The sequence below is a fragment of the Marinimicrobium sp. ARAG 43.8 genome, assembly GCF_050113635.1.
Classification (GTDB): Bacteria; Pseudomonadota; Gammaproteobacteria; order Pseudomonadales; family Cellvibrionaceae; genus Marinimicrobium.
Genome location: NZ_JBNJLT010000001.1, coordinates 1,031,917 through 1,051,798 on the forward strand (window position 1 = coordinate 1,031,917; position 19,882 = coordinate 1,051,798).

Annotated in this window: 18 protein-coding genes; 5 read left to right on the top strand and 13 right to left on the bottom strand. The window is 57.2% G+C overall.

What is annotated here, in order from left to right; genetic code table 11:
• Window positions 1–50: 50 nt before the first annotated feature.
• From ACQCLF_RS04315 to ACQCLF_RS04335, 5 genes are all read right to left on the bottom strand, one after another.
• On the bottom strand, window positions 51–620 hold the full coding sequence (locus ACQCLF_RS04315) for a gluconate 2-dehydrogenase subunit 3 family protein (RefSeq protein ID WP_426985234.1): 570 nt from the start codon (window positions 618–620) through the stop codon (window positions 51–53).
• Window positions 620–2,305: a GMC oxidoreductase gene (locus ACQCLF_RS04320; protein WP_426985051.1), complete on the bottom strand. Its 1,686-nt coding sequence runs from the start codon at window positions 2,303–2,305 to the stop codon at window positions 620–622. Before ACQCLF_RS04320 ends, ACQCLF_RS04315 begins: the two co-directional genes overlap by 1 nt.
• Window positions 2,306–2,326: 21 nt before the next feature.
• Entirely contained in the window at window positions 2,327–3,148 is an 822-nt protein-coding gene (locus ACQCLF_RS04325) for a sugar phosphate isomerase/epimerase family protein (protein WP_426985052.1), read from the bottom strand.
• Between the two features lie 205 nt (window positions 3,149–3,353).
• Entirely contained in the window at window positions 3,354–4,433 is a 1,080-nt protein-coding gene (locus tag ACQCLF_RS04330; protein ID WP_426985053.1) for a FecR family protein, read from the bottom strand.
• Window positions 4,426–4,968, bottom strand: coding sequence for an RNA polymerase sigma factor (locus ACQCLF_RS04335; protein WP_426985054.1), 543 nt, complete (start codon window positions 4,966–4,968; stop codon window positions 4,426–4,428). Before ACQCLF_RS04335 ends, ACQCLF_RS04330 begins: the two co-directional genes overlap by 8 nt.
• A gap of 361 nt (window positions 4,969–5,329) precedes the next feature.
• On the opposite strand from ACQCLF_RS04335, the gene ppk1 reads away from it, so the two are divergent.
• A complete protein-coding gene (gene ppk1 / locus ACQCLF_RS04340; protein WP_426985055.1) occupies window positions 5,330–7,420 on the top strand; it encodes a polyphosphate kinase 1 in 2,091 nt (696 codons plus the stop codon).
• A gap of 13 nt (window positions 7,421–7,433) precedes the next feature.
• On the opposite strand, the gene ACQCLF_RS04345 is transcribed toward ppk1, so the two are convergent.
• Together ACQCLF_RS04345 and ACQCLF_RS04350 are read right to left on the bottom strand one after the other, a co-directional pair.
• Window positions 7,434–8,939, bottom strand: coding sequence for an exopolyphosphatase (locus tag ACQCLF_RS04345; RefSeq protein ID WP_426985056.1), 1,506 nt, complete (start codon window positions 8,937–8,939; stop codon window positions 7,434–7,436).
• Entirely contained in the window at window positions 8,932–10,815 is a 1,884-nt protein-coding gene (locus ACQCLF_RS04350; protein WP_426985057.1) for an ATP-binding cassette domain-containing protein, read from the bottom strand. Before ACQCLF_RS04350 ends, ACQCLF_RS04345 begins: the two co-directional genes overlap by 8 nt.
• Before the next feature lie 99 nt (window positions 10,816–10,914).
• Between ACQCLF_RS04350 and ACQCLF_RS04355 the strand changes: the two genes are divergently transcribed.
• Window positions 10,915–11,412: a TIGR02444 family protein gene (locus ACQCLF_RS04355; protein WP_426985058.1), complete on the top strand. Its 498-nt coding sequence runs from the start codon at window positions 10,915–10,917 to the stop codon at window positions 11,410–11,412.
• Between the two features lie 72 nt (window positions 11,413–11,484).
• Here the strand turns inward: ACQCLF_RS04355 and ACQCLF_RS04360 are convergent, their stop codons facing one another.
• Window positions 11,485–12,513 (bottom strand): histidine kinase, encoded by a 1,029-nt coding sequence (locus ACQCLF_RS04360; protein WP_426985059.1) that lies wholly within the window; start codon window positions 12,511–12,513, stop codon window positions 11,485–11,487.
• 298 nt (window positions 12,514–12,811) lie between these two features.
• Here ACQCLF_RS04360 and ACQCLF_RS04365 point away from each other — a divergent pair, with 298 nt between their 5' ends.
• Window positions 12,812–13,552 carry an FKBP-type peptidyl-prolyl cis-trans isomerase gene (locus ACQCLF_RS04365; RefSeq protein WP_426985060.1) on the top strand — a complete coding sequence of 247 codons (741 nt, stop codon included), beginning with the start codon at window positions 12,812–12,814 and terminating at the stop codon, window positions 13,550–13,552.
• A gap of 116 nt (window positions 13,553–13,668) precedes the next feature.
• On the opposite strand, the gene ACQCLF_RS04370 is transcribed toward ACQCLF_RS04365, so the two are convergent.
• From ACQCLF_RS04370 to ACQCLF_RS04380, 3 genes are read right to left on the bottom strand one after another with little or no spacing between them, the layout of a single operon-like run.
• Window positions 13,669–14,682, bottom strand: coding sequence for a WD40 repeat domain-containing protein (locus ACQCLF_RS04370; RefSeq protein WP_426985061.1), 1,014 nt, complete (start codon window positions 14,680–14,682; stop codon window positions 13,669–13,671).
• A 9-nt stretch (window positions 14,683–14,691) separates the two neighbouring features.
• Window positions 14,692–15,159 (bottom strand): sigma D regulator, encoded by a 468-nt coding sequence (rsd, locus tag ACQCLF_RS04375; protein WP_426985062.1) that lies wholly within the window; start codon window positions 15,157–15,159, stop codon window positions 14,692–14,694.
• 50 nt (window positions 15,160–15,209) lie between these two features.
• Window positions 15,210–15,701 carry a disulfide bond formation protein B gene (locus tag ACQCLF_RS04380; protein ID WP_426985063.1) on the bottom strand — a complete coding sequence of 164 codons (492 nt, stop codon included), beginning with the start codon at window positions 15,699–15,701 and terminating at the stop codon, window positions 15,210–15,212.
• A 147-nt stretch (window positions 15,702–15,848) separates the two neighbouring features.
• Between ACQCLF_RS04380 and ACQCLF_RS04385 the strand changes: the two genes are divergently transcribed.
• The gene (locus ACQCLF_RS04385; RefSeq protein ID WP_426985064.1) at window positions 15,849–16,310 is read left to right on the top strand and encodes a flagellar basal body-associated FliL family protein; all 462 of its coding nucleotides are present in this window, start codon (window positions 15,849–15,851) and stop codon (window positions 16,308–16,310) included.
• Here the strand turns inward: ACQCLF_RS04385 and gshA are convergent.
• Together gshA and ACQCLF_RS04395 are read right to left on the bottom strand one after the other, a co-directional pair.
• Window positions 16,307–17,947 carry a glutamate--cysteine ligase gene (gene gshA / locus ACQCLF_RS04390; RefSeq protein ID WP_426985065.1) on the bottom strand — a complete coding sequence of 547 codons (1,641 nt, stop codon included), beginning with the start codon at window positions 17,945–17,947 and terminating at the stop codon, window positions 16,307–16,309. The two genes, ACQCLF_RS04385 and gshA, sit on opposite strands and share 4 nt — an antisense overlap.
• A 48-nt stretch (window positions 17,948–17,995) precedes the next feature.
• Entirely contained in the window at window positions 17,996–18,412 is a 417-nt protein-coding gene (locus ACQCLF_RS04395) for a hypothetical protein (protein ID WP_426985066.1), read from the bottom strand.
• 379 nt (window positions 18,413–18,791) lie between these two features.
• On the opposite strand from ACQCLF_RS04395, the gene ACQCLF_RS04400 reads away from it, so the two are divergent.
• Window positions 18,792–19,865 carry a LacI family DNA-binding transcriptional regulator gene (locus tag ACQCLF_RS04400; protein WP_426985067.1) on the top strand — a complete coding sequence of 358 codons (1,074 nt, stop codon included), beginning with the start codon at window positions 18,792–18,794 and terminating at the stop codon, window positions 19,863–19,865.
• Window positions 19,866–19,882 lie beyond the last annotated feature (17 nt).

Sequence of the window (19,882 nt, forward strand, 5' to 3'; positions counted from 1 at the left end):
TGGGGTGCCCTTCCGATCGCCATTCCTGGCCGCTATATCCTACCTCAGGATCAGGTGGTGGCCCAGGCCCGATCCCCTTCCTCATAGGGCATTTCGCCATCGTAGCGACCGGGAATAGCGATAAACCGCAGTGCCTGTGTGCCACCCACTTTCGATGTGAAGAAACCAAACAGGGTCAATTGCTTCAGCATCGTAAAGTAGTGTGGCTTTCCACCGGCCGCTGCCACGGTTTTGGCTTCACGATCCAGCGTGCGCACCAGTTCCGTGCGCTGCTCGGGGCTGAGACTCATAAAGCCACTGCCATACTCCTGCTGCGCACGGGCATCCAACTGGTCCATACCATTATGGAAAATGCCCTGCTGTTCCGGCGTATAGCAATCGTTAACGAACACCGTCATGAACTGACCCACCTGGGCATCTTTCGCGCCCGGAGTGTCGGTGCGTGGCAAAATGGTTTCCGCCACTTCGTCCAGCCACAACACATCATCGTCATTGAAGCGGTAGGCTGGAGAAGCGTTGGAGTCGCCATCAATAGCGCACCCGGCCAACACCCCGGTGCCGCCAATCATGGCGGTACCGGTGGCGGCCGAGATCAATTTGAGAAGGTCACGTCGATTCATCACAGATTCCCCTTCTTCAGTTCATTCACGGCATGGTCCACAGCCCGGGCCGTCAGTGCCATATAGGTCAGAGACGGGTTAACACACGCAGCGGAAGTCATGCAGGCACCATCGGTGACATAAACGTTGGGCGCATCCCACACTTGGTTATGGCCATTAAGCACGGAGGTTTTTGGGTCACGACCCATACGCGCAGTTCCCATTTCGTGAATCCCCATGCCCGGGGCGTAACCCCAGTCGCCACCCTGAACGTTCTTCACACCGGCCGCTTCCAACATATCCACCGCATCCTGAATCATGTCCTTACGCATTTTCTTCTCGTTGTCCTTGATTTCCACATCCATGGCCAGCGCAGGTAAACCCCAGGCGTCGGTGGTGTTATCGTCGAGATAAATGCGATTGTCATGATACGGCAGAATTTCACCAAACGCGGTCATGCCGATGTTCCAGGCACCCGGCTCGCTCAATGCGTCTTTGAAATCGCCACCAATTTCCAGCTCCGCCACATCACGATCCCAGCGCTGACGGCTCGCTGAACCCTGATAACCAAAGCCCCGCAAATAGTCCCGCTGCTCGCCGTGAATATTTCGGAAGCGCGGAATGTAGAAGCCCGCCGGACGACGACCGTAATAGTATTTGTCCAGATACCCTTCCACTTGCCCACCGGCACCACAACGGAAATGGTGGTCCATCACATTGTGACCCAGCTCGCCGGAGCTGCTGCCCAAACCGCCGTCCCACACATCGGTGGCGGAGTTCATCAGAATCCAGGTCGAGTTGAAGGCCGACGCATTCAGGAACACCACATCGGCGGTGTATTCATAGGTCTGATTGTTTTCAGTATCAATGACCTCGACTCCTTTGGCCCGCTTCTTATCCTTGTCGTAGATGATTTCTTTCACCAAGGAGAAGGGCCGCAGCGTGAGGTTACCGGTTTTCATGGCCGCCGGCAGTGTCGACGACTGGGTACTGAAGTAGGCACCGAACGGACAGCCCAGCCAGCACTTGTTGCGGTACTGACAGTTCACACGACCTTGCTCAGGCTTGGGTTCGGTAATATTGGCGGTGCGGCTGTGAATCAAATGACGACTGCCACCAAACGCCTGTTCAATACGTTTAGCCACATCTTTTTCAACACAGTTGAGCGGCACCGGTGGCAGGAACTGCCCGTCAGGCAGCACATCCAGCCCCTCGCGCGTACCCGCGATGCCAGCGTAACGCTCCACGTAATCATACCAGGGAGAGATCTCGTCATAGCGGATGGGCCAGTCGACCGCCACCCCTTCGCGGGCGTTGGCCGAGAAGTCGATATCGCTCAAACGATAGCTTTGACGGCCCCACAGCAGGGAACGGCCCCCCACGTGGTAGCCTCGGTACCAGTCAAAACGCTTTTTTTCCACATAGGGGTTTTTCTGCTCATCAGCCCACATGCCATACGTGGACTCATTGAGCGGGTAGTCCCGGCTTAACACCGGGTACTGGGCGATCATTTCCTGGGTGGGCTTATCCCGATGAGGATAGTCCCACACTTCCTTAGTGGCATTTTTGTAGTCCTTTACATGCTCAATGTTTCGGCCCCGCTCAAGCATCAGCACCTTGAGGCCTTTTTCCGTCAGCTCTTTTGCTGCCCAGCCACCACTAATGCCGGACCCCACCACGATTGCGTCATAATGATTATTAGCCATAACATCTACATCTCGATCAGTTTATTGTTGCAGGAGAGACTGCAAACCCCGCAGGGACTGCTCTACCGCTTCCATAGGCGGTATGTCGTTCGGGTAGATTTCCTGCTCAACCACAAACCAGACCGGCTCTTCGGACTGATTGAACTGTTCAATGATGGCCTCCCAGTCAACCGCATCACGACCAATGATCGGTACCTGCTTGGCACCACTGTTGGCCTGCGCCTGGTTGTACTGGAACACGATGCCCATTTCCTCGCCCCAGGACTGGACATTGGCCGCATTCACTTGGTCTTTCACCTCGGAGTAGCGGGTAACCTGGCCTTTGAAGTGAGCGGTTTTAATGCGATCCTGATAGCGTTTGATGTAGGTCAACGGCTCTTTACCGGCAAAATAGATCCACGCGAGGTCCGGCTGCAGCAGTACGGTATCGGGGGTGTGCTCGGCCATATACTCCCAGTAAGTAGTCCCTTGATAAGAGTCGAACTCGGAGTGGTGGTTGTGATAACCGACCTGCATGCCATAAGGCGCGAGGCGTTTGGACAACTCGGTCAGGTCCTGTGAAATTTCCTGAATGCCGTCATCGCTCCAGGCCCGTCCGTCGGCGGGAATAATGAGCTTGTCCACACCCAGGGTATCGTAGAACGCGACCGTGTCATCGAAGCGCTCGTCGGTGAACTGGTCAAAACCCACATGGGCGGCACTGATTTCAAGCCCCACGGAGTCCAGGTACGCCTTGAACCCTTCGGGATCATCGGCGAACTCGCCGAACTGGCCCGCCAGCTCAACGCCGTCGAAGCCCATGTCGGACAATTGCTTCAGCGTGGCCTTGATGTCCTCGCTCACAGAGTCCTTCACGGACCATAGCTGGACAGAAATGCCCGCGTACCTGGGGGTTTCGCTCTCGGTTGGTGCCGATGAGTTGGACGCACATCCTGCGAGGGAAAGGGATGTCAAAAGGGCGATAACATAGTGGTTGACCTTGTGTCGTAAAGACATGAATTTCTCCATTGCTCGTCTATAAATCAGATGTGCCAGTATCGGAGGTTGGCTACCCCTGGTCTGGCTTATCGGTTTGGAGGTTCTCTTGTCGGGAGAGCCGGATGGTGTTGTGGTGGTCCCGCTGATGTTCAATATTGAAATTCTCTTTCAAAGCCAATAGCAGCCCGTCCACATCACCCGCCTTGTAGAGACCGGCAATGCGCACATCAGCGATGGCCGGATCGGTGATTTCGAACCGGGCCGAGGTGTATCGGCTTACCTCATCCAGCGCTTCGCGCAGGGTTTCACCACGAAATACCAGAGTGCCGTCGCGCCAGGACAGCTCATCATTGATCTTTGCACTGTCCATTTGTTCCACGACGGTAGCCTGGCGAGCCCGTATAGCGAGTTTTTGCCCCTGAATCAGCTCCCTGGGCATGGGACTGGCAAGGCCAGAACTGGCCCCGGGCACATCAAGGGGTTTCACTCGTACACGGCCTTCAGTCACAATTACATCAAAGTTATCGTCATCCTTCAAATAGACATTGAAAGCCGTTCCTACCGCTTCCACGACTTGACCGGCCGCCCGCACTCTCAGGGGCCGATCCGGGTTATGGGCCACCTCTACGTGTATTTCCCCCTGACGGAGGTCCAACAGCCGTTCCTCCACCGTATAGGTGACCTCTACCCGGGTATTGGTATTCAAACGCAAGCGCGTGCCATCCGGGAGGCTTACGGTAGAGTGAGCACCCACTCCGGTTTCGTACACCACATCATCCGGACCGGCCTGGGACACCGTTCCGCTGCCGGACTCCATCCAGCGCTGGGGCGCAAAGGAGTTGAGCAGCGGCCCGGCCACCATGGCCAGGACGAAGCAGGCCGCGACGGCCCAGCCAGCCACTCGCGCAAAGCGGACCCGAGGTGCCGAAGAAGGGGCGTCAAACAGCTCCGATAACACCGTCAAGCTGTCCATACGGTCACACAAGTGTGCCATTTCCAGAAACATCGCCCGGTGGGCCGGGCTCAGTGCCAGCCAATCCCGTAATTGCGCGGTTTCTTCCTCAGACAGCCCCCGATCCAGGCGGGCCACCCACAGGCTGGCTTCCTCCTCGATCTGAGCTTCGGTATGCAGGGCGTAGACGTTACCCATGGCGACCTCTGGCAGAATGGGATGCCACCGGCTTAATACCCGCCTCCCCCTTGGCCTTCATATACTGTCGGCACCGCTGGATACCCAGGGCAATGTGCTTTTCCACGGTGTTCTCGCTAATGTTCAAATTGTTGGCTATCTCCTTCTGGGAATAGCCGTAGACTTTTTTCAGGACAAAGGCGCGGCGACATTGCAAAGGCAAGCGCCTGACCGCTTCGCAGAATTGCTCGAATTCCTGCCGGGCCCTGACCTGCTCGTAGACATCATCCGTGTCCTCCTCGAGGGCGCTCAATTCAATATTGGTGTCATCCATGCTGACATTCGACCGGGTTTCCGCTCGCTTGAGGTAATCCAGCGCCAAATTGCGTGCCGTCCGATACAGAAAAGATCGAGGGTGACGAATGGGTCCGCTCTGCTTGACCCGGCAGATCCGGACATAGGTCTCCTGCACAATGTCCTCAATCTCTTTGGGCGGCACAAGACGAGACACCAGGCGCAGAAGCCCCTCCCTGACCGACAGATAGGTTGCTTCCATGCTGTCTCTGCCCACCGCAGGGCTGCCACTCTCCCGGCTTTTATGATGCCTTGAATATTCTTTATTCGTCATCGTTATTATGGCCTAAGGTTCATAGACGCCGCGCCCTTACTAAAGGGGCGGCCTACCGCATAGGACGACTCAACTCCACGTTTCCGCCACCTCTCTCGCGGTTTTTGCGCGCGGTTTTCTGGACGCTCTGAAACGACAGGCTTATCGAAGCAGCAATCGATTGTAGCAAGCCCGGGCGGAAGCGCAACCAGTGGTATACTCGCCCATCACGGCTGCCCCAGGGAAATCCGTCCGTGGCACCTGACTCATGATTGTCACATTTCTGCAATAAGGTTAAGGGCTTTGTGTCATGGCGCAACAGGGTTATACGGTGTCCAACGCTTTTTTCAATCGCGAACTCAGTCTGCTGGAATTTAATAAGCGGGTCCTCTACCAGGCGTACGACGCGTCCTTGCCGCTGCTGGAGCGGCTGCGATTCCTGTGTATCTTTTCCACCAATCTCGATGAATTTTTCGAGGTTCGGGTCGGCGGCCTGGTAGAAATGCTGGAGATGAATGCCTCGACGCCAGCGGGGCCAGACGGACTGACCCAGCAACAAACGCTCTCCGAGGCGATAGAACGCGCTCACGAGCTGGTGCTCGAGCAATATCAGCTGTTGAATGGCCAAATCCTCCCCCTGATGCGCGAGCACGGTATTCGGGTGCTGCGCCGTGATGAATGGAGCTCCGCCCAAATCGACCATCTGCACGATTACTTTGAGACGGATATTCTGCCGCTGCTCAGCCCCATTGGGCTCGACCCCGCGCACCCGTTTCCCCGCATTCTCAACAAAAGCCTGAATTTTATCGTCAAGCTCGATGGCAAAGATGCCTTTGGCCGCAATTCAGGGCGAGCCATTGTGCAGGTGCCCCGCTCGCTCAACCACTTGGTGGAGCTACCGCCCGCCATTGGGGGAGAAGGACGCACGTTTGTGTTCATTTCTTCCATCATCCATTACTTCATGGCGGAAATTTTTATCGGCATGAACGTCATCGACAGCTACCAGTTTCGGCTGACCCGCAACTCGGACATTTTTCTGGACGAGGAAGAAACCGAGGATCTGCTGCGCGCGGTGCAGGGCGAGTTGGTGTACCGCCAATACGGCGACGAAGTCCGCCTGGAGGTGGCTGATACCTGCCCCCAGGAGCTGGAAGATTTTCTGGTGGAGCGCTGCGAGATTACCCGGCGCGATGTGTACCGTATTCACGGCCCAGTCAACCTGAACCGGCTCTCGGACCTGTTTGATCTGGTGAAAGACAGCCAGTTCTATTTCACCCCCTTCGTGCAGTCCATGCCCAAGCTACCCAAGCGCACCAACAGTTATTTTTCCGCGCTCAGAAAGCAAGACCTGCTGCTGCACCACCCGTTCGACTCTTTTCACGCGGTCGTGGATTTTTTGCGAGAGGCGGCGGCAGACCCCAACGTGCTCGCCATTAAACAAACGTTATATCGCACTGGCTCCAACTCACCCGTGGTGGACGCACTGGTGGCCGCCGCAAAAGCTGGCAAAGAGGTCACGGCCATTGTTGAGCTTCGAGCCCGATTCGACGAAGAGCAGAATGTGGTTTTGGCCGAACGCTTGCAACGCTATGGCATTCACGTTATCTACGGTGTGGTCGGATTCAAGACACACGCCAAGATGCTGTTGGTGGCCCGTCGCGAGGACAGCAAATTGCGCTATTACGTGCATCTCGGCACCGGCAATTACCACCCGAAAACCACCATGCTGTACACCGATTACGGCCTCATGACCGCAGACCGGGAGATCGGGGAAGATGTGTACCGCATCTTTCTCCAGCTGAGCAGCCTGGGCAAAGCGTCGAAAATGGACTGCCTGCTGTACGCACCCTTTACACTGCACAAAGGACTGGTGCGCCGTATCCGCACCGAACGGGAAAATGCCGAACAGGGAAAACCGGCGCGCATTATTGCCAAGATGAACTCGCTATACGAAGAAGAGCTCACCGAGGAACTGTATGCCGCCGCTCAGGCGGGGGTAAAAATTGATTTAATGGTTCGCGGTATCTGCCAAATTCGCCCCGGCGTCGAAGGCCTGTCCGAGAATATCCGGGTGCGTTCCATCATTGGACGCCTGCTCGAACACAGCCGGGTATTTTATTTCGAGAACAGCGGCACACCGGAACTGTTTTGCTCGAGTGCAGACTGGATGATCCGAAACATGTTTCACCGGGTGGAGACCTGCTTCCCCATTAAACACAAAAAAATTCGCGACCGGATCATGGAGGATTTACAGCTGTACCTGGAAGACAACACCCATGCTTGGTTGCTGCAGTCCGATGGCAGTTACCAAAAGGTTCAGCCAGCCGAGGGAGAGACACCCATTGATGCTCAGGCCATTTTGCTGGAGCGCTGGGCTGCCCGGCAATTGATGACATTGTGACGCTCGCTCACCCTTAATGGGTGGTCAGCGCCAACTCGTAACCAATATCGCGTAGATAATCCGCTTCGTTTTCCAGATCGGCCTGGGTCAGCGGGTTGTTGGCCAGCCACTCCTCGGGCAGGGTCACTGACAAGCGTTGGGCCTCACAAGTCAGTGCCAACGCGGGCAAGGCGCCCTTGTTCTGGGCTCGGTTGAAAATGACCGCCAAACGCAACAGCACCGCCAATCGCACCAGATCGGTATTGTCCATCGGAAACTTCTTCGCCGGAAAACGCTTGCGATGCGCCAGCGCCAACACCGCCAGCTGCGCCTGCTCCGCTTTTGAACACCCGGCGAGGTCAACATTATCGATGATGTAGGCGCTGTGCTTGTGATAATCGGTGTGGGAGATATCCAGCCCTACCGTGTAGAGATACGCGGCCCAACCCAATAACTTGCCGGACTCCCGCGCATCCAGATTCCAGGGCTCAGCGGCCTGCTCCAGCAACTGTTGCGCGCTGTGCGCCACCGCTTCGGCCTTAACAAGGTTGACGTGAAAACGCTTCGCCAACGCTTCAACACTGGCCTGCCGGATATCCCGGTTTTCCAATCGCCCTTTCAGGTCGTACAACAACCCCTCTCGCAGTGCCCAGTCCGCCGCCGGCATTTGCTCGATATCAAACGCTTCAAACAGCGTGGCCAATATGATGACGCCGCCGAGAAAGACCGGCTCCCGATCACTGGAAAGGCCTTTCAGATTCAGATCCAGTTTGCCGTGATCGCGATAGGCTTTAATGATTTTTTCTAGTCCGGCGGCGGTCACCGGCCCATCGCTCCAACCGTTTTGCTCGCACACCTTGGCGGCCGCTTTAATCGTACCGGAAGCGCCTAGTACTTCCTGGCGCTCTCGCTCAATGAATGCTTCCAGGACCGGCGCCACTTCCTGCTGGCAGGCCAGCCGCGCTTTTTTCACCAACTTGTCCGTGACTTTGCCATCCAGAAAAAACCGTTTGGTCAGCGCTACGCACCCCATGCTCAAGCTTTCTTTCAGCTCGGGTGCCATGCCCTGACCGAGAATAATTTCTGTACTGCCGCCACCGATGTCCACCACCATTCTGCGCCCTTCTCCCGGGGCAATGCAGTGGGCGACGCCCAGGTAGACCAGACGCGCTTCCTCTTCACCGGAAATAATTTCCACCGGGTGACCAAGCCGGGCCTGCGCATCGCGTAAAAAACCGGAAGAGTCGTGGATGCTGCGCAGCGTTTTCGTACCTACGATGCGCACACTGCGGGACGGGTAGTCGCGCAGGCGCTCGCCGAAGCGGTCCAGACAGGCCATGGCACGATCGCGTGCGTCGTCGTCCAGCCGCCCATCTTCCGTCAAACCCCAGCCCAGCCGCACCGGTTCCCGCAGCCGGTCCAGTAACGTGAGGTGATCATCGTCCCAGCGTGCAATGATCATATGAAAGCTGTTCGAGCCAAGATCGATAGCCGCAATATGGCTGGCGCGGTCGGCAAACAAACGGGTGAGATTAAACATAAGTTTCCAGCTCTTCGCTAAGCGTCAGCCAGGCCTCTTCAAGGTCATCCAAGCTGGCTCGGGCATCTCCCTGAGATTTTAACAGCGCTTGCAGCCGTGCTTTGTGGGCCTCTTCGTATATCGTCGGATCGGCCAGTTCGTTTTCTACTGAGGCCAGCGTCACGTTCAGGCGTTCCATTTCCTTCTCCAGCTTTTTGAGTTTATCTGTCAGGGGTTTAAGCTGCGCTCGCCGGGCGGCCGCTTCCTGGCGCTGCGCCTTTTTGTCCTGCACCGGCGGTGCGGCCTCGGCCCGCTGGGCAGCGCCTTCACGTTGCCGGCGTTGCAATAACCAACGGTGATACTCCTCCAGATCGCCGTCGAACGCCTGCACACGGCCATCGGCGATCAACAAGAACTCGTCCACGGTACTGCGCAATAAATGTCGGTCGTGAGACACCACCAGCACAGCGCCTTCGAAATCCTGCAGTGCCATGGTCAAGGCCTGGCGCATTTCCAGATCCAGGTGGTTGGTCGGTTCGTCCAGCAGTAACACATTGGGTTTTTGCCACACAATCAACGCCAGCGCCAACCGCGCCTTTTCTCCCCCGGAGAAATGCGTAATCGGTTCGAAAGCGCGATCCCCGTGAAAATCAAAGCCACCCAGAAAATCCCGAACCTCCTGCTCCCGGGTTTCCGGCGACAGCCGCAGGATGTGCTGAGCTGCGGAGGCATTGATATCCAGCGCGTCCAATTGATGTTGGGCAAAATAGCCGAGCTTGAAGTTATCTCCCGTGTGGCAATCCCCCGCCCGTAGCGCGAGTTCACCCGCGAGTGTTTTGATCAGGCTGGATTTACCCGCTCCATTGGGGCCGAGCAGACCAATACGGGTTTCGGGCAGCACGCCGAGATTGACCTGATTCAGTACGGGTTTGTCGCCGTAACCAATATCGGCATGCGTCAGATTAATCAGGGGCCGGGACATTTTCCCCGCGGGCAAAAACCGAAAATTAAACGGCGAGTCCACGTGCGCCGGCGCGATTTTTTCCATCCGTTCGATCGCTTTCAGGCGACTCTGGGCCTGCCGGGCCTTATTGGCCTGGGCCCGAAAGCGGCGCACATACGCTTCCATGTGCGCAATCTGCGCCTGCTGTTTCTGAAAGGCGGCGTCTTGTTGCGCCAACCGCTCCGCGCGCTGGCGCTCGTACGCCGAATAGTTACCGGTGTATAAATTCAGCTTGGCGTTTTCCAGCGATACGATGCGGTCGACGACGTTGTCGAGGAAGTCCCGGTCATGCGAAATAATAATCAGCGTGCCCGGGTAACGTTGCAGCCACTGTTCCAGCCAGAGCGTGGCATCCAGATCCAAGTGGTTGGTCGGTTCATCGAGCAGCAGTAAATCCGATGGACACATCAGGGCCTGAGCAAGGTTCAGGCGAATGCGCCACCCGCCCGAGAAGTCGGATACTGGTCGCTCGGCGTCTCCCGGGGCAAAACCGAGGCCATCCAGCAACTGCTCCGCCCGCGACGGCGCAGAGTACGCCTGAATGTTTTCCATCTCGGCGTAGAGACGGGCAAGCCGCTCGCCTTCATTTTGGGCACCATCAATGGCCGCTTCCAGCCGGCGCAATTCGGTATCGCCGTCAAGAACATAGTCCAGCGCCCGGCGCTCCAGCGTTTCCACCTCCTGGGCCATATGCGCTACACGCCACTGCGTCGGCATGTCCCACTGCCCGCTATCGGACGTCAGGCGGCCGAGTAAAAGCTGAAAGAAACTGGACTTGCCGCTGCCGTTGGCCCCGATCAAACCAGCTTTTTGACCCGGGAAGAGGGTTAGGTCGGCCTGCTCCAGCAGAAACTTGGGACCGCGTTGCAAAGAGACTTGCTGTAACTGAATCATGGCGCGTATTCTAAAGCCTATTGGTATTGGATGAGCCGAGCGACACGCACGACGCCTGTCCCGCCTGGACAAATGAGTATTGGTGGTAAAAGACAGCCCATGAAACCCGCATTTCACACACACACGTCGCTATGGGACTTTTCACTGGCGCGCTATCGCCAGCCCGGTGTGGAAACGCTGTGCCTGGCACTTCAGGACAATCACGGGGCCAACGTCAACATCTTACTCTGGCTGGACTGGCTCGAACAGGAAGGTTTGCGCCTCACTGATACACGATTGCGACTGGCCCAGGCGTATATCGCTCCCTGGCATACCGAAATCGTCGAACCTTTGCGCCGTATGCGTCAGCATATCAAGCGGCATTACGGCACTCGCAACGCCAGTATCGAAGCCAGTCGCGATGCCATCAAAGTGGCTGAATTGAAAGCTGAGCAAGCCGTTCAAACCCGCCTGGAATCACTGGCGGTTACCTGGTTAAACGCGAGCGAGCGCACACTGGTTCCCCCCGGCGCCAACCTGGCGATCTATGCTCGCCTCCTGGACCTACCCGAGGAGCAAGAGCACGAGCTACTGCGCCAGTTTTCCGTTAAACCTTAACGTCTGATAACAGAAAACGGGAAGCCGAAGCTTCCCGCTCACCTTTCCTGATTTTCGTCGAGCCGACCGCAATCAGGCGTTGTCGTCGCTCTTATCGCCGCTCTTGTCCTCGCTCTCGAACAAGTCGTGTCCAAACAGGCTGCCAGAGGCCGGGCGATCAGGCACGGGCTGAGCTTTAGGCTTATCAGACGGCTCGATCATTTCAGTGCGCTGGTGGCCAGGGGCCGGCTGAGACACGGGAGCCGGTGCGGGTGGCGCTTCCGGATTGCGATTCACACCGGAGAGCGTTTCTCCGCCGAATGTCGGAGCCACCGGTGTCGGCTTAGGAACCCTTTGGGTTTTGGGGCTGCCTGCAGTGCTTTGGGCCGGTTTGGGCTGGGCACTCGGCGCGGGCTTGGCCGGTGATGGCTTGGCAGACGCTTTTTTAGCCGTGGTCTTTTTAGTGGTCGCCTTTTTGGCCGTGGCTTTCGCGGCGGGGGCTTTTTTGGCAGCCGTTTTACGAGTCGAGGTTTTCTTGGCAGCGGCGCGCTTGGTTACCGCTTTCTTGGTGGCGACTTTTTTAGCCGGTGCCTTCTTGGTGGCCGCCTTTTTCGTTGTGGTTTTTTTGGTGCTCGCTTTTTTAGCGGTCGCTTTCTTGACAGCAGGCTTACTGACGGCCTTTTTTGCGCGCGTTTTGCGTTTGCTGGATGCTTTCTTTTTGGCTTTCTTTTCCACCGCCTGGCGGGCTTTCTTCACTTCACGGGCCAGCTGATCCGCCCGTTTCTTTTCTGCCTTCGCTGCGTCCAACGCTGACTTGGCATTCACCAGCGCCTGCTGCGCGGCATCCACCACTTTTTGCTGAGCGGCCACGTCAGTTTTCGCTTTGCTCAGACGCTGCTCGGAAGCGGCCGTCTTGCGCTTCACTTTACTGGCAGAAGCTTTTTTACCACGCAGAGTTTTCAGTTTGCGCTTGGCGACATCCAGAGCTTTTTTTGCCTGGGCTGCCGTCTTCTCAGCCTGGGTCAGCTTCTTCGTGCGAGCCTGATCCAGCTGCGCCTGGATTTTCTCGACCTGCTTTTCCAAAGCGGTTACGCTGACGGTTGCTTTCTTCTTGGCGGCCATAGTGAGGTTCCTGTGCAGTTGGAGAGTGAACGGATACCGGCGAAAACACCTGGTGATATTGTAGTATCGTCCGGCAAAAATGTGTATGGCAGCACAGTAATTTGCGGCGGATTCCCCAAAAATTCTCTCGATTGCGCGCTTTTATGGAACCTGAGCGGGCTTTTGTGGACCAATCAGCCCGTATCGAGTCGCAAAAAGGGTTCATTCATAGGCGACTTGAGTTACCATTGACGACTCGATCTCAAGCCGCTGGCTAAGCGGGCAGAATCACCAACATTTATAAAAGAAGGTGCAACGCATGAAACGCAATGTACAACTGATGGCGGGTCTGTTGGGTGCAGCCGCTCTTCTGGCCGGTTGCAACCAGTCAGAGCCCGAACAGAAAACCGTTGAGCTGGAAACACTGGACCAGAAAGTGAACTACATTTTTGGCACCAATCTGGCCGAAAACCTGGCTCAGGGCGGCGTGACGATTGAGCCCGAGGCGTTTGCCCAGGCGCTGCGCGACAAGCGCGACGGCACAGACCCGCGCCTGAGCGAAGAAGAGATGCGTGAAGTCATGCAGACCTTTCAGGAAGAGCAAATGGCCAAGCGTGAAGCCGAGCAAAAAGCCGCCTCCGAAACCAACCAGCAAGAAGCGGAAGCGTTCTTTGCCGAAAACGCCAACGCCGATGGTGTGCAGGAGACCGACAGCGGTCTGCAGTACAAAGTGCTTGAGGAAGGGGAAGGTGCCTCGCCCGGCCCGAACGATACCGTCACCGTACATTATCGCGGTCGTCTGCTTGATGGTACTGAGTTCGACAGCTCCTACGAGCGTGGTGAGCCGGTGTCGTTTGCCGTCAACGGCGTCATTTCCGGCTGGACCGAAGGTCTGCAGCTGATGTCCGAAGGCGCCAAGTACGAATTGTATATTCCATCAGACCTCGCTTACGGCCCGGGCGGCAATGGCCCGATTCCGCCCAGTTCCGCACTGATTTTCGAAGTGGAATTGCTGGAAGTGGAAGCCGCTGACGAGGCTGAGGCTGGCGGCGACGAGTAATCTCCCGCTGGCCAGCGAGGGCTTCGGCCCAGCACAAAAGCCTGTGCCAAAAGAAGTACAAAAAAACCGTTCAACTGAACGGTTTTTTTGTATCTTGGCCTAGGGTCTTGTTGGCCCTAATAACCGAGCTCGTATACAAAACCATCGGAGCTGATGGCACGATAACGATTGGGATCCTCCGTAAACGCCAGAGCCAGCACGGCAACCGCTTTCGGATGAAACGCCTTGCGCTTTGGGAGTTGCCAACTGTATGCCAGCGTCCGGTTATCGACGTCCCACAAATCCACCCGCCCTGTGGGCTGGCCGGTCAACAGCCAGCCGCCGTCGTCGCTGAACCGTGCCAGGCTTACCCTCGCACCTCGCCGCACTCGCTCTTCCGGCAGCGGCAATTCCCACAATAATTCTCCTTCAGCGCTCCATACCTGCGGCGGTTCATAGCGCGCTGCCGAAAGAATCCGATCCCCCTGAGGGGCAATCGCCACCGCTTGCACCGGGGCGTCGTGCTGACGGGAGACGATCACCTCCCCCGTGTCGAGATTCCACAGCGTCGCGGTTCCCGCATCGGACCCGGTCACCGCGCGGTGTTCACTCATCGCAATAGCAGAGACGTGGTCGCTGTGATGAAAATTGCGAATAATCCCGCCGCGCCGCACGTTGTACAACGCCGCACGGTAATCCTCCAATGCCAGAAGGGCGTGTTCGCCATCGGCTCCCAACTGGGCCATCACAATGCCGGCGGGGCTGCTCCAGTACTGCTCAGCGGCGCCGGTCTCCCGGTTCCAAAGCACCAGCGTCCGTTCATCGGTCGTCAGCGCGTAACGCGCATCGGTGGAAAAACTGGCACTGAGAATCAAGGTGCTGGTATCCGCTTTATGATTCCAGTTGAAGAGGCGCTCGCCATCATCTACTCGCCACAAACTCCCTCCGTGATTGCCTGACCCCACCAGCGCCCAGCGCCCGTCTGCGGACAATGCTCCCGCTTGAATGCTGCGAGCCGCCACCTCCAAATGGTCGACGGGCTCCGCCGGTCGGTCGCACCCCCACAGCGCCAAGCCCAGTAGCAACAGACCGGCACGGCGTGCAAATTTACCGCCGGATCGAGATCGAGGGGACGCGGTCGAGTGCCTCATGGGGCGCTCTCAGACCACCCTGTCTTTGTGGGCAGTATGCAGAACAGCAATCATTCGGTCCTCGGCGGCAAACCGTGTTTCAAGCGCTTCACCCAGCTGGGATAGGTCTCGCTCCAGCGCATCGAGATCATCGGTTTCCAGGTATTTATCGTTGAAATCCAGAATGTCCTGAGTGGTCCGGTCCACCAACGCAAACAATTTGCTGGCCTCGACCAACGCTTCGTCACTGCCGAATTCCCGACCCTCACGCATCAACTGATCATACACTTCAAAGTGCCCGGCAGAGATGTAGTCCACGAGAATTTCACACAAGTGGCGCAACTTGCCACCGCGCACCTGATCGCTGGATGCGGGCGCTTTCATGGCGCTTAAATCGCAAAAAGAAACCAGCATCAGGCGCCGCTCTTCCAGCCAGCGATCAATGATATCGCTGACACCGCCCCATCGTTCTTTAGCGTTTTTACAGTTATCGAGCATAAACATTCCTTACGCAATGAAAAAAACGTTATCGGTCACCAGCATTATTGTTACTGGCGACGGCGCAGGACTTGCCACAGATGAGCAAGCCCCAGCACTAGAAATCCAATCAGGGTCCAGCCCGGGATGCTGATTCCGAACAGCGACCAGGACACCTCCGCACAGTTACCATCGCCCGCCAGCATCGCGCGCAGCACATCCAAGAGCGGGAAGGCATCCAGCATATAATCCAGGCCCGGACCGCAGGCGGGCACCTGATCCTCCGGAAGACTCTGCAACCAGAGCTGGCGAGCGGAAACGGCCGCGCCTGCGGCGGCAGAGAGCAACCCGAGCAGGCCGTAGACCCGGCGGCCAATACGCCCCGGATGGTGCAGAAAAGCCAGCAGCGCCCAGACCCCCGCCAGGATCACAAAAATACGCTGGCTGATGCACAGCGGACAGGGCTCAAGGCCCATGCCGTGCTCCATGTACAGCGCCACCCCCATCATGAAAACCACGAGCATGACAATCAGGCAGTTGGTCAGGCGGACGCTCGGCAGCATGTTCGAATCTCCAGAGAGCTTTGGGCTACAATACGTGGGCTACGGTGTTTGGCTTATAGGAATAAGCACACCAATGGTACGCAAAAACACTCTGGACGCGCTACTGTTTGGCGCATACATTATTGGATTTGCACGGTAATGAATCGAATGCAACGATTTGAACGAATTAAGCGAACCGCGTCCCTGCCCCGGTGCCGACGTCTTTTGATGGCCGCCGTTGCCTTTATCAGCCTGAGCCTGGGGGTCGCCGTGGCGCCGTGGGCAAGCGCCCAGCAGGAGAAAGAGGACCAGATTTACATACCACTGAGTGAGCCATTGACGGTCAATTATGGCGGCCCCGGAAGACTGAAATACCTCCGCGCCGAGATCTCTCTTCGAGTAGAAAATTCCAATGATGTCGGCATTGTCCGTCACCATATGCCGCTCATTCGCGACAAGCTGGTCATGCTGTTCAGCCGTCAGGATGAGGAGGGTGTCAATACCCAGACCGGGCGAGAACAGTTGCGGCAGGCCGCACTCGAGCAGACCAACCAGTTAATCGCTCAGGAGGAAGGCCGAGAACAGATTATTCGCGACCTGCTGTTTCGCAATTTCGTGGTTCAGCGCTAGCCACAACTGCCCAGAGGCCGTGCAAGGGACGGGTCCGTATCATCACCACAGCGGCGATATTGCCGATAGTAGTTAGCCAGATAGTCTTCGAAGCTGAGCGTATCGGCCGCCTCCACCGCGCGCTGATCCTGCAGTGATTTCGCCGCCATAGCGCGATAGTGCGCCTGCATGTCGGCGGCCAACGGCCGACGCCGGAATCTATCACCATGCTGCTGAGCCTGGGTCATGGTGTAGCGAAAGAAGGTTTGCTGCTCTCGCCGCATACCTGCCAGCACCCGGGCCGAGGGCGTCAATTCGGGATCATCCAGTTTTCTCTGCTGCGCCGCGACCGACGCCTGACCGGTGTCGGTTTGTCCCCGAGAGGCGTCCAGCGACACGGCGCAGTCGCGAATCGCCGCCAGCAGTTCGTGCGCCCACTCGTTCATGAGCACTTCCCCATCTTCCCTACACAGCTTGAGGCCAGGCTCCCTGCCCCGGTACACGATGCGTTCCTGGTTTTCCTGAATATTGCGATACTCCTGATTGTGCGTCTTTGGGCTCGATCTCAGCAAGCAAAACAGAAGAAAGGCATCCAGAAAATGAATCTGTTCGGCACTGATGCCCAGAGGCTCAAACGGGTTCAGGTCTACGCAGCGCACTTCCACATACTCGACGCCCCGCAGTCGCAACGCCTGCAGCGCGGTTTCTCCACGCTGGGTGGTGCGCTTGGGCCGCACGCTGCTGTAGAACTCGTTTTCAATCTGCAACAAACTGGTGTTCAGTTGTTGGTAGCCCCCGCTTTCATCCTTAAGCCCAATGGCCTCGTAGGCGGCATGAGGCTGGGTGATGGCACCGCACAATGTTTGTAGATAAGAGGCGATATCGTTGTAGCAGACAATCATGCTTTGCTGGGCATCGCTCTGGTATCCGAGATCGCCCATGCGCAGCGACGTCGCATAGGGCGCATGCAGCGTATGCTCATCGCCGTTGAATGGCTCCAGCCGATGCTGACGGTTGCGTACAAAAGAGCGGCACACCGCCGGGGCGGCACCGAACAGATAGATCAGCAACCAGGAGTAACGTCGAAAGTTGCGAATCAGGTCAAAATAGCGCTCGGTTTTGAAGTCCTGCAGGCTTTGGGCGTCGCCTTCAAGTGCCTGCAGCTCGCGCCAGAACTGATCCGGCAGGGAAAAATTGTAGTGAACACCGGCGATCGTCTGCATGGTGCGACCATAACGGTGCGCCAGCCCAAGGCGGTACACCGTTTTCATGGTGCCGCTATTAGAGCGGCCATACTGGGCGACCGGTATGCCCTCATCGCCTTTCAGCGCACAGGGCATGCTGGCTGGCCAGAGCCATTCACCATCCAGAACGCTGTAGGTGTAGCGATGGATATCGTCCAGTTGCCCAAGCAACGCCTCGACACTCGTGAACGGCTCGGTAATAAACTCGAGCAGTGCTTCACTATAATCTGTCGTAATATGTGGGTGCGTCAGGGCAGACCCCAGATCTCTGGGGTGCTCGCCCTGAGCCAGATCGCCGCCGGGCGTCACTCGCAGGCTCTCCTTCTCCACTCCTCGCAAAATACCCTTTAGCGTATCGCCGCCCTGTTGGGAGAAATGACGCAAATGTTGGTGCAGGCGGCTGGTCTGTGACAACGTGAGCTCCTTTGGCGGCGCAGAAGACTGGGTTAACCCGGTATATGGTTACTGGGAAGGATAGGCGGAGACAGCAGCGCCCTGGAGGCTGTTCTCAGGAGCGGGATTCTCCTCAGGCGCGGGGTCAGTCTCAGACGATGGTGCGGACTCTGCCTGCGCAGCGGCCTCGTCCAAGCCCTCCGGGCTTTCCTCACGACCCTCATGCTTCGGCGACGGCCTGGCTTTGGGGGCACGGGGCGGCATATCGTCTTCCGACACCACCGGCAGGCCACGCTCATCCGCCTCGCAAGGCACCACACGTATACGCTGCTCAAAGTCCTTTGCGCTCAACTCTACCATCTGGTTCACCGCTTCATCCTTGTGGAGCGTTTTGTAAAGGGCGTTGCGGTCTCGCCCATCCAGCCAATCCTTTTGCTTGCCCAGAAAATAACCGTGCTGGTTGCGTAGAATGAAAAGCTCAGTCATTGCCCACCTTGCTGTTTCGAACCTCAGTCGATGAAACATCGCCCTCTCAGCCAAGGGCCGTCTCATCAAAACCGGAATTGTTCAGGGTTAGAGCGCCGAGTGCAAGGGCTTTTTCCTCTGGCCGATTGCTGTCCCTCAAAATAGCGCGAATCACCTCCTGCCGCCCATTCGCTCCTGCTATGCGTCGCGCCTGAACCATGGGCTACGTATGAGAAGACGGTTGACACATAATGAAAACGTTTCTATTTTTAATAAAAAGCTATTGAGTCATTTGCACTTTAAGGTCATAATCCTTGAAACGATGTGCAAAAAAAACGGCAAAAATGCAAAGTGACCTCTAACATCTTGAAATAGAAACGTTTTCATAAAGACCCGAATTATGGCCTCACGCTCCAACCAGACAGTGTCCATCAAAGACGTCGCCAAACTGGCCGGGGTGTCGATTTCCACCGTCTCCCGGTGCCTGAACGAGCCGGAGCGGGTCAAACCGAAAACCCTGGCTGCGGTACAGGCTGCCGTGGAGCAAACCGGCTACGCGCCCAATGCCCTGGCACGCAACTTCCGTCGCGGCCGAACCGGACTGGTGATGGTCGTGCTGCAATCCGTGGGGTTGCCTTTCTGGGGCGGCGTCATGAATGGGATCAACCGGGTAGCGCAGGAAGAGGGCTACGCCATTCTTATTCGCGAAACCACCCACAGCCCACCGGAGCTGGATGACTATTGCCGTATGGTGATGTCGAAAGAGGCCGACGGAATCATCATTCTCGCCAGCCCGTCGCCCTTCTCCGATACCAGTGCCTACTCTACGGGTGAACGTCGCACCCCGATTGTGCTGGGCTGTGAACACGTTACTGACGAGCTGGCCCATATCCCCAGCGTGCGGGTCGACAACCGGCGGGCTGCCGCCGAAGCCACTCAATACCTGTGGCAATTGGGGCATCGGCGCATTGCGTTTATCACTGGCGCCCGCGGCTCTCTATTGACCCGAGACCGGGAGCGCGGCTACCGGGACACGCTGACGGCTCAGGGGCACCCCCCCGCCAGCGACTGGGTGGTCAACGGTGACCAGAGTATTGAGGGCGCCCGTCGGGCCACCCGAAAACTGCTGAGTTTAAAGGCTCGCCCCACGGCCATTTTTTGTGCCAACGACGAAATGGCCATGGCGGCGATTCACGAAATCAAGCGCCTCGGGTTGCGCGTTCCCGACGATGTTTCCGTTGTCGGCTTCGACGATACCCGCTACGCGGCCATCATGGACCCGCCTCTGACGACAGTGGCACAGCCAACCGACGAAATCGGCGAACGCACCATGCGGCGGTTACTTAACGCCATTGATGGCAAGGATATTGGGGAAGGCGCAGAGGTTGTAGAGCACCGGCTCATCGTGCGCGGCTCCAGCGCTCCGCCCGCGTTGACACCGCAGACGAAGCCGCTGTCCACCAGCGACACATGACAGTGCGTTTGGTATAC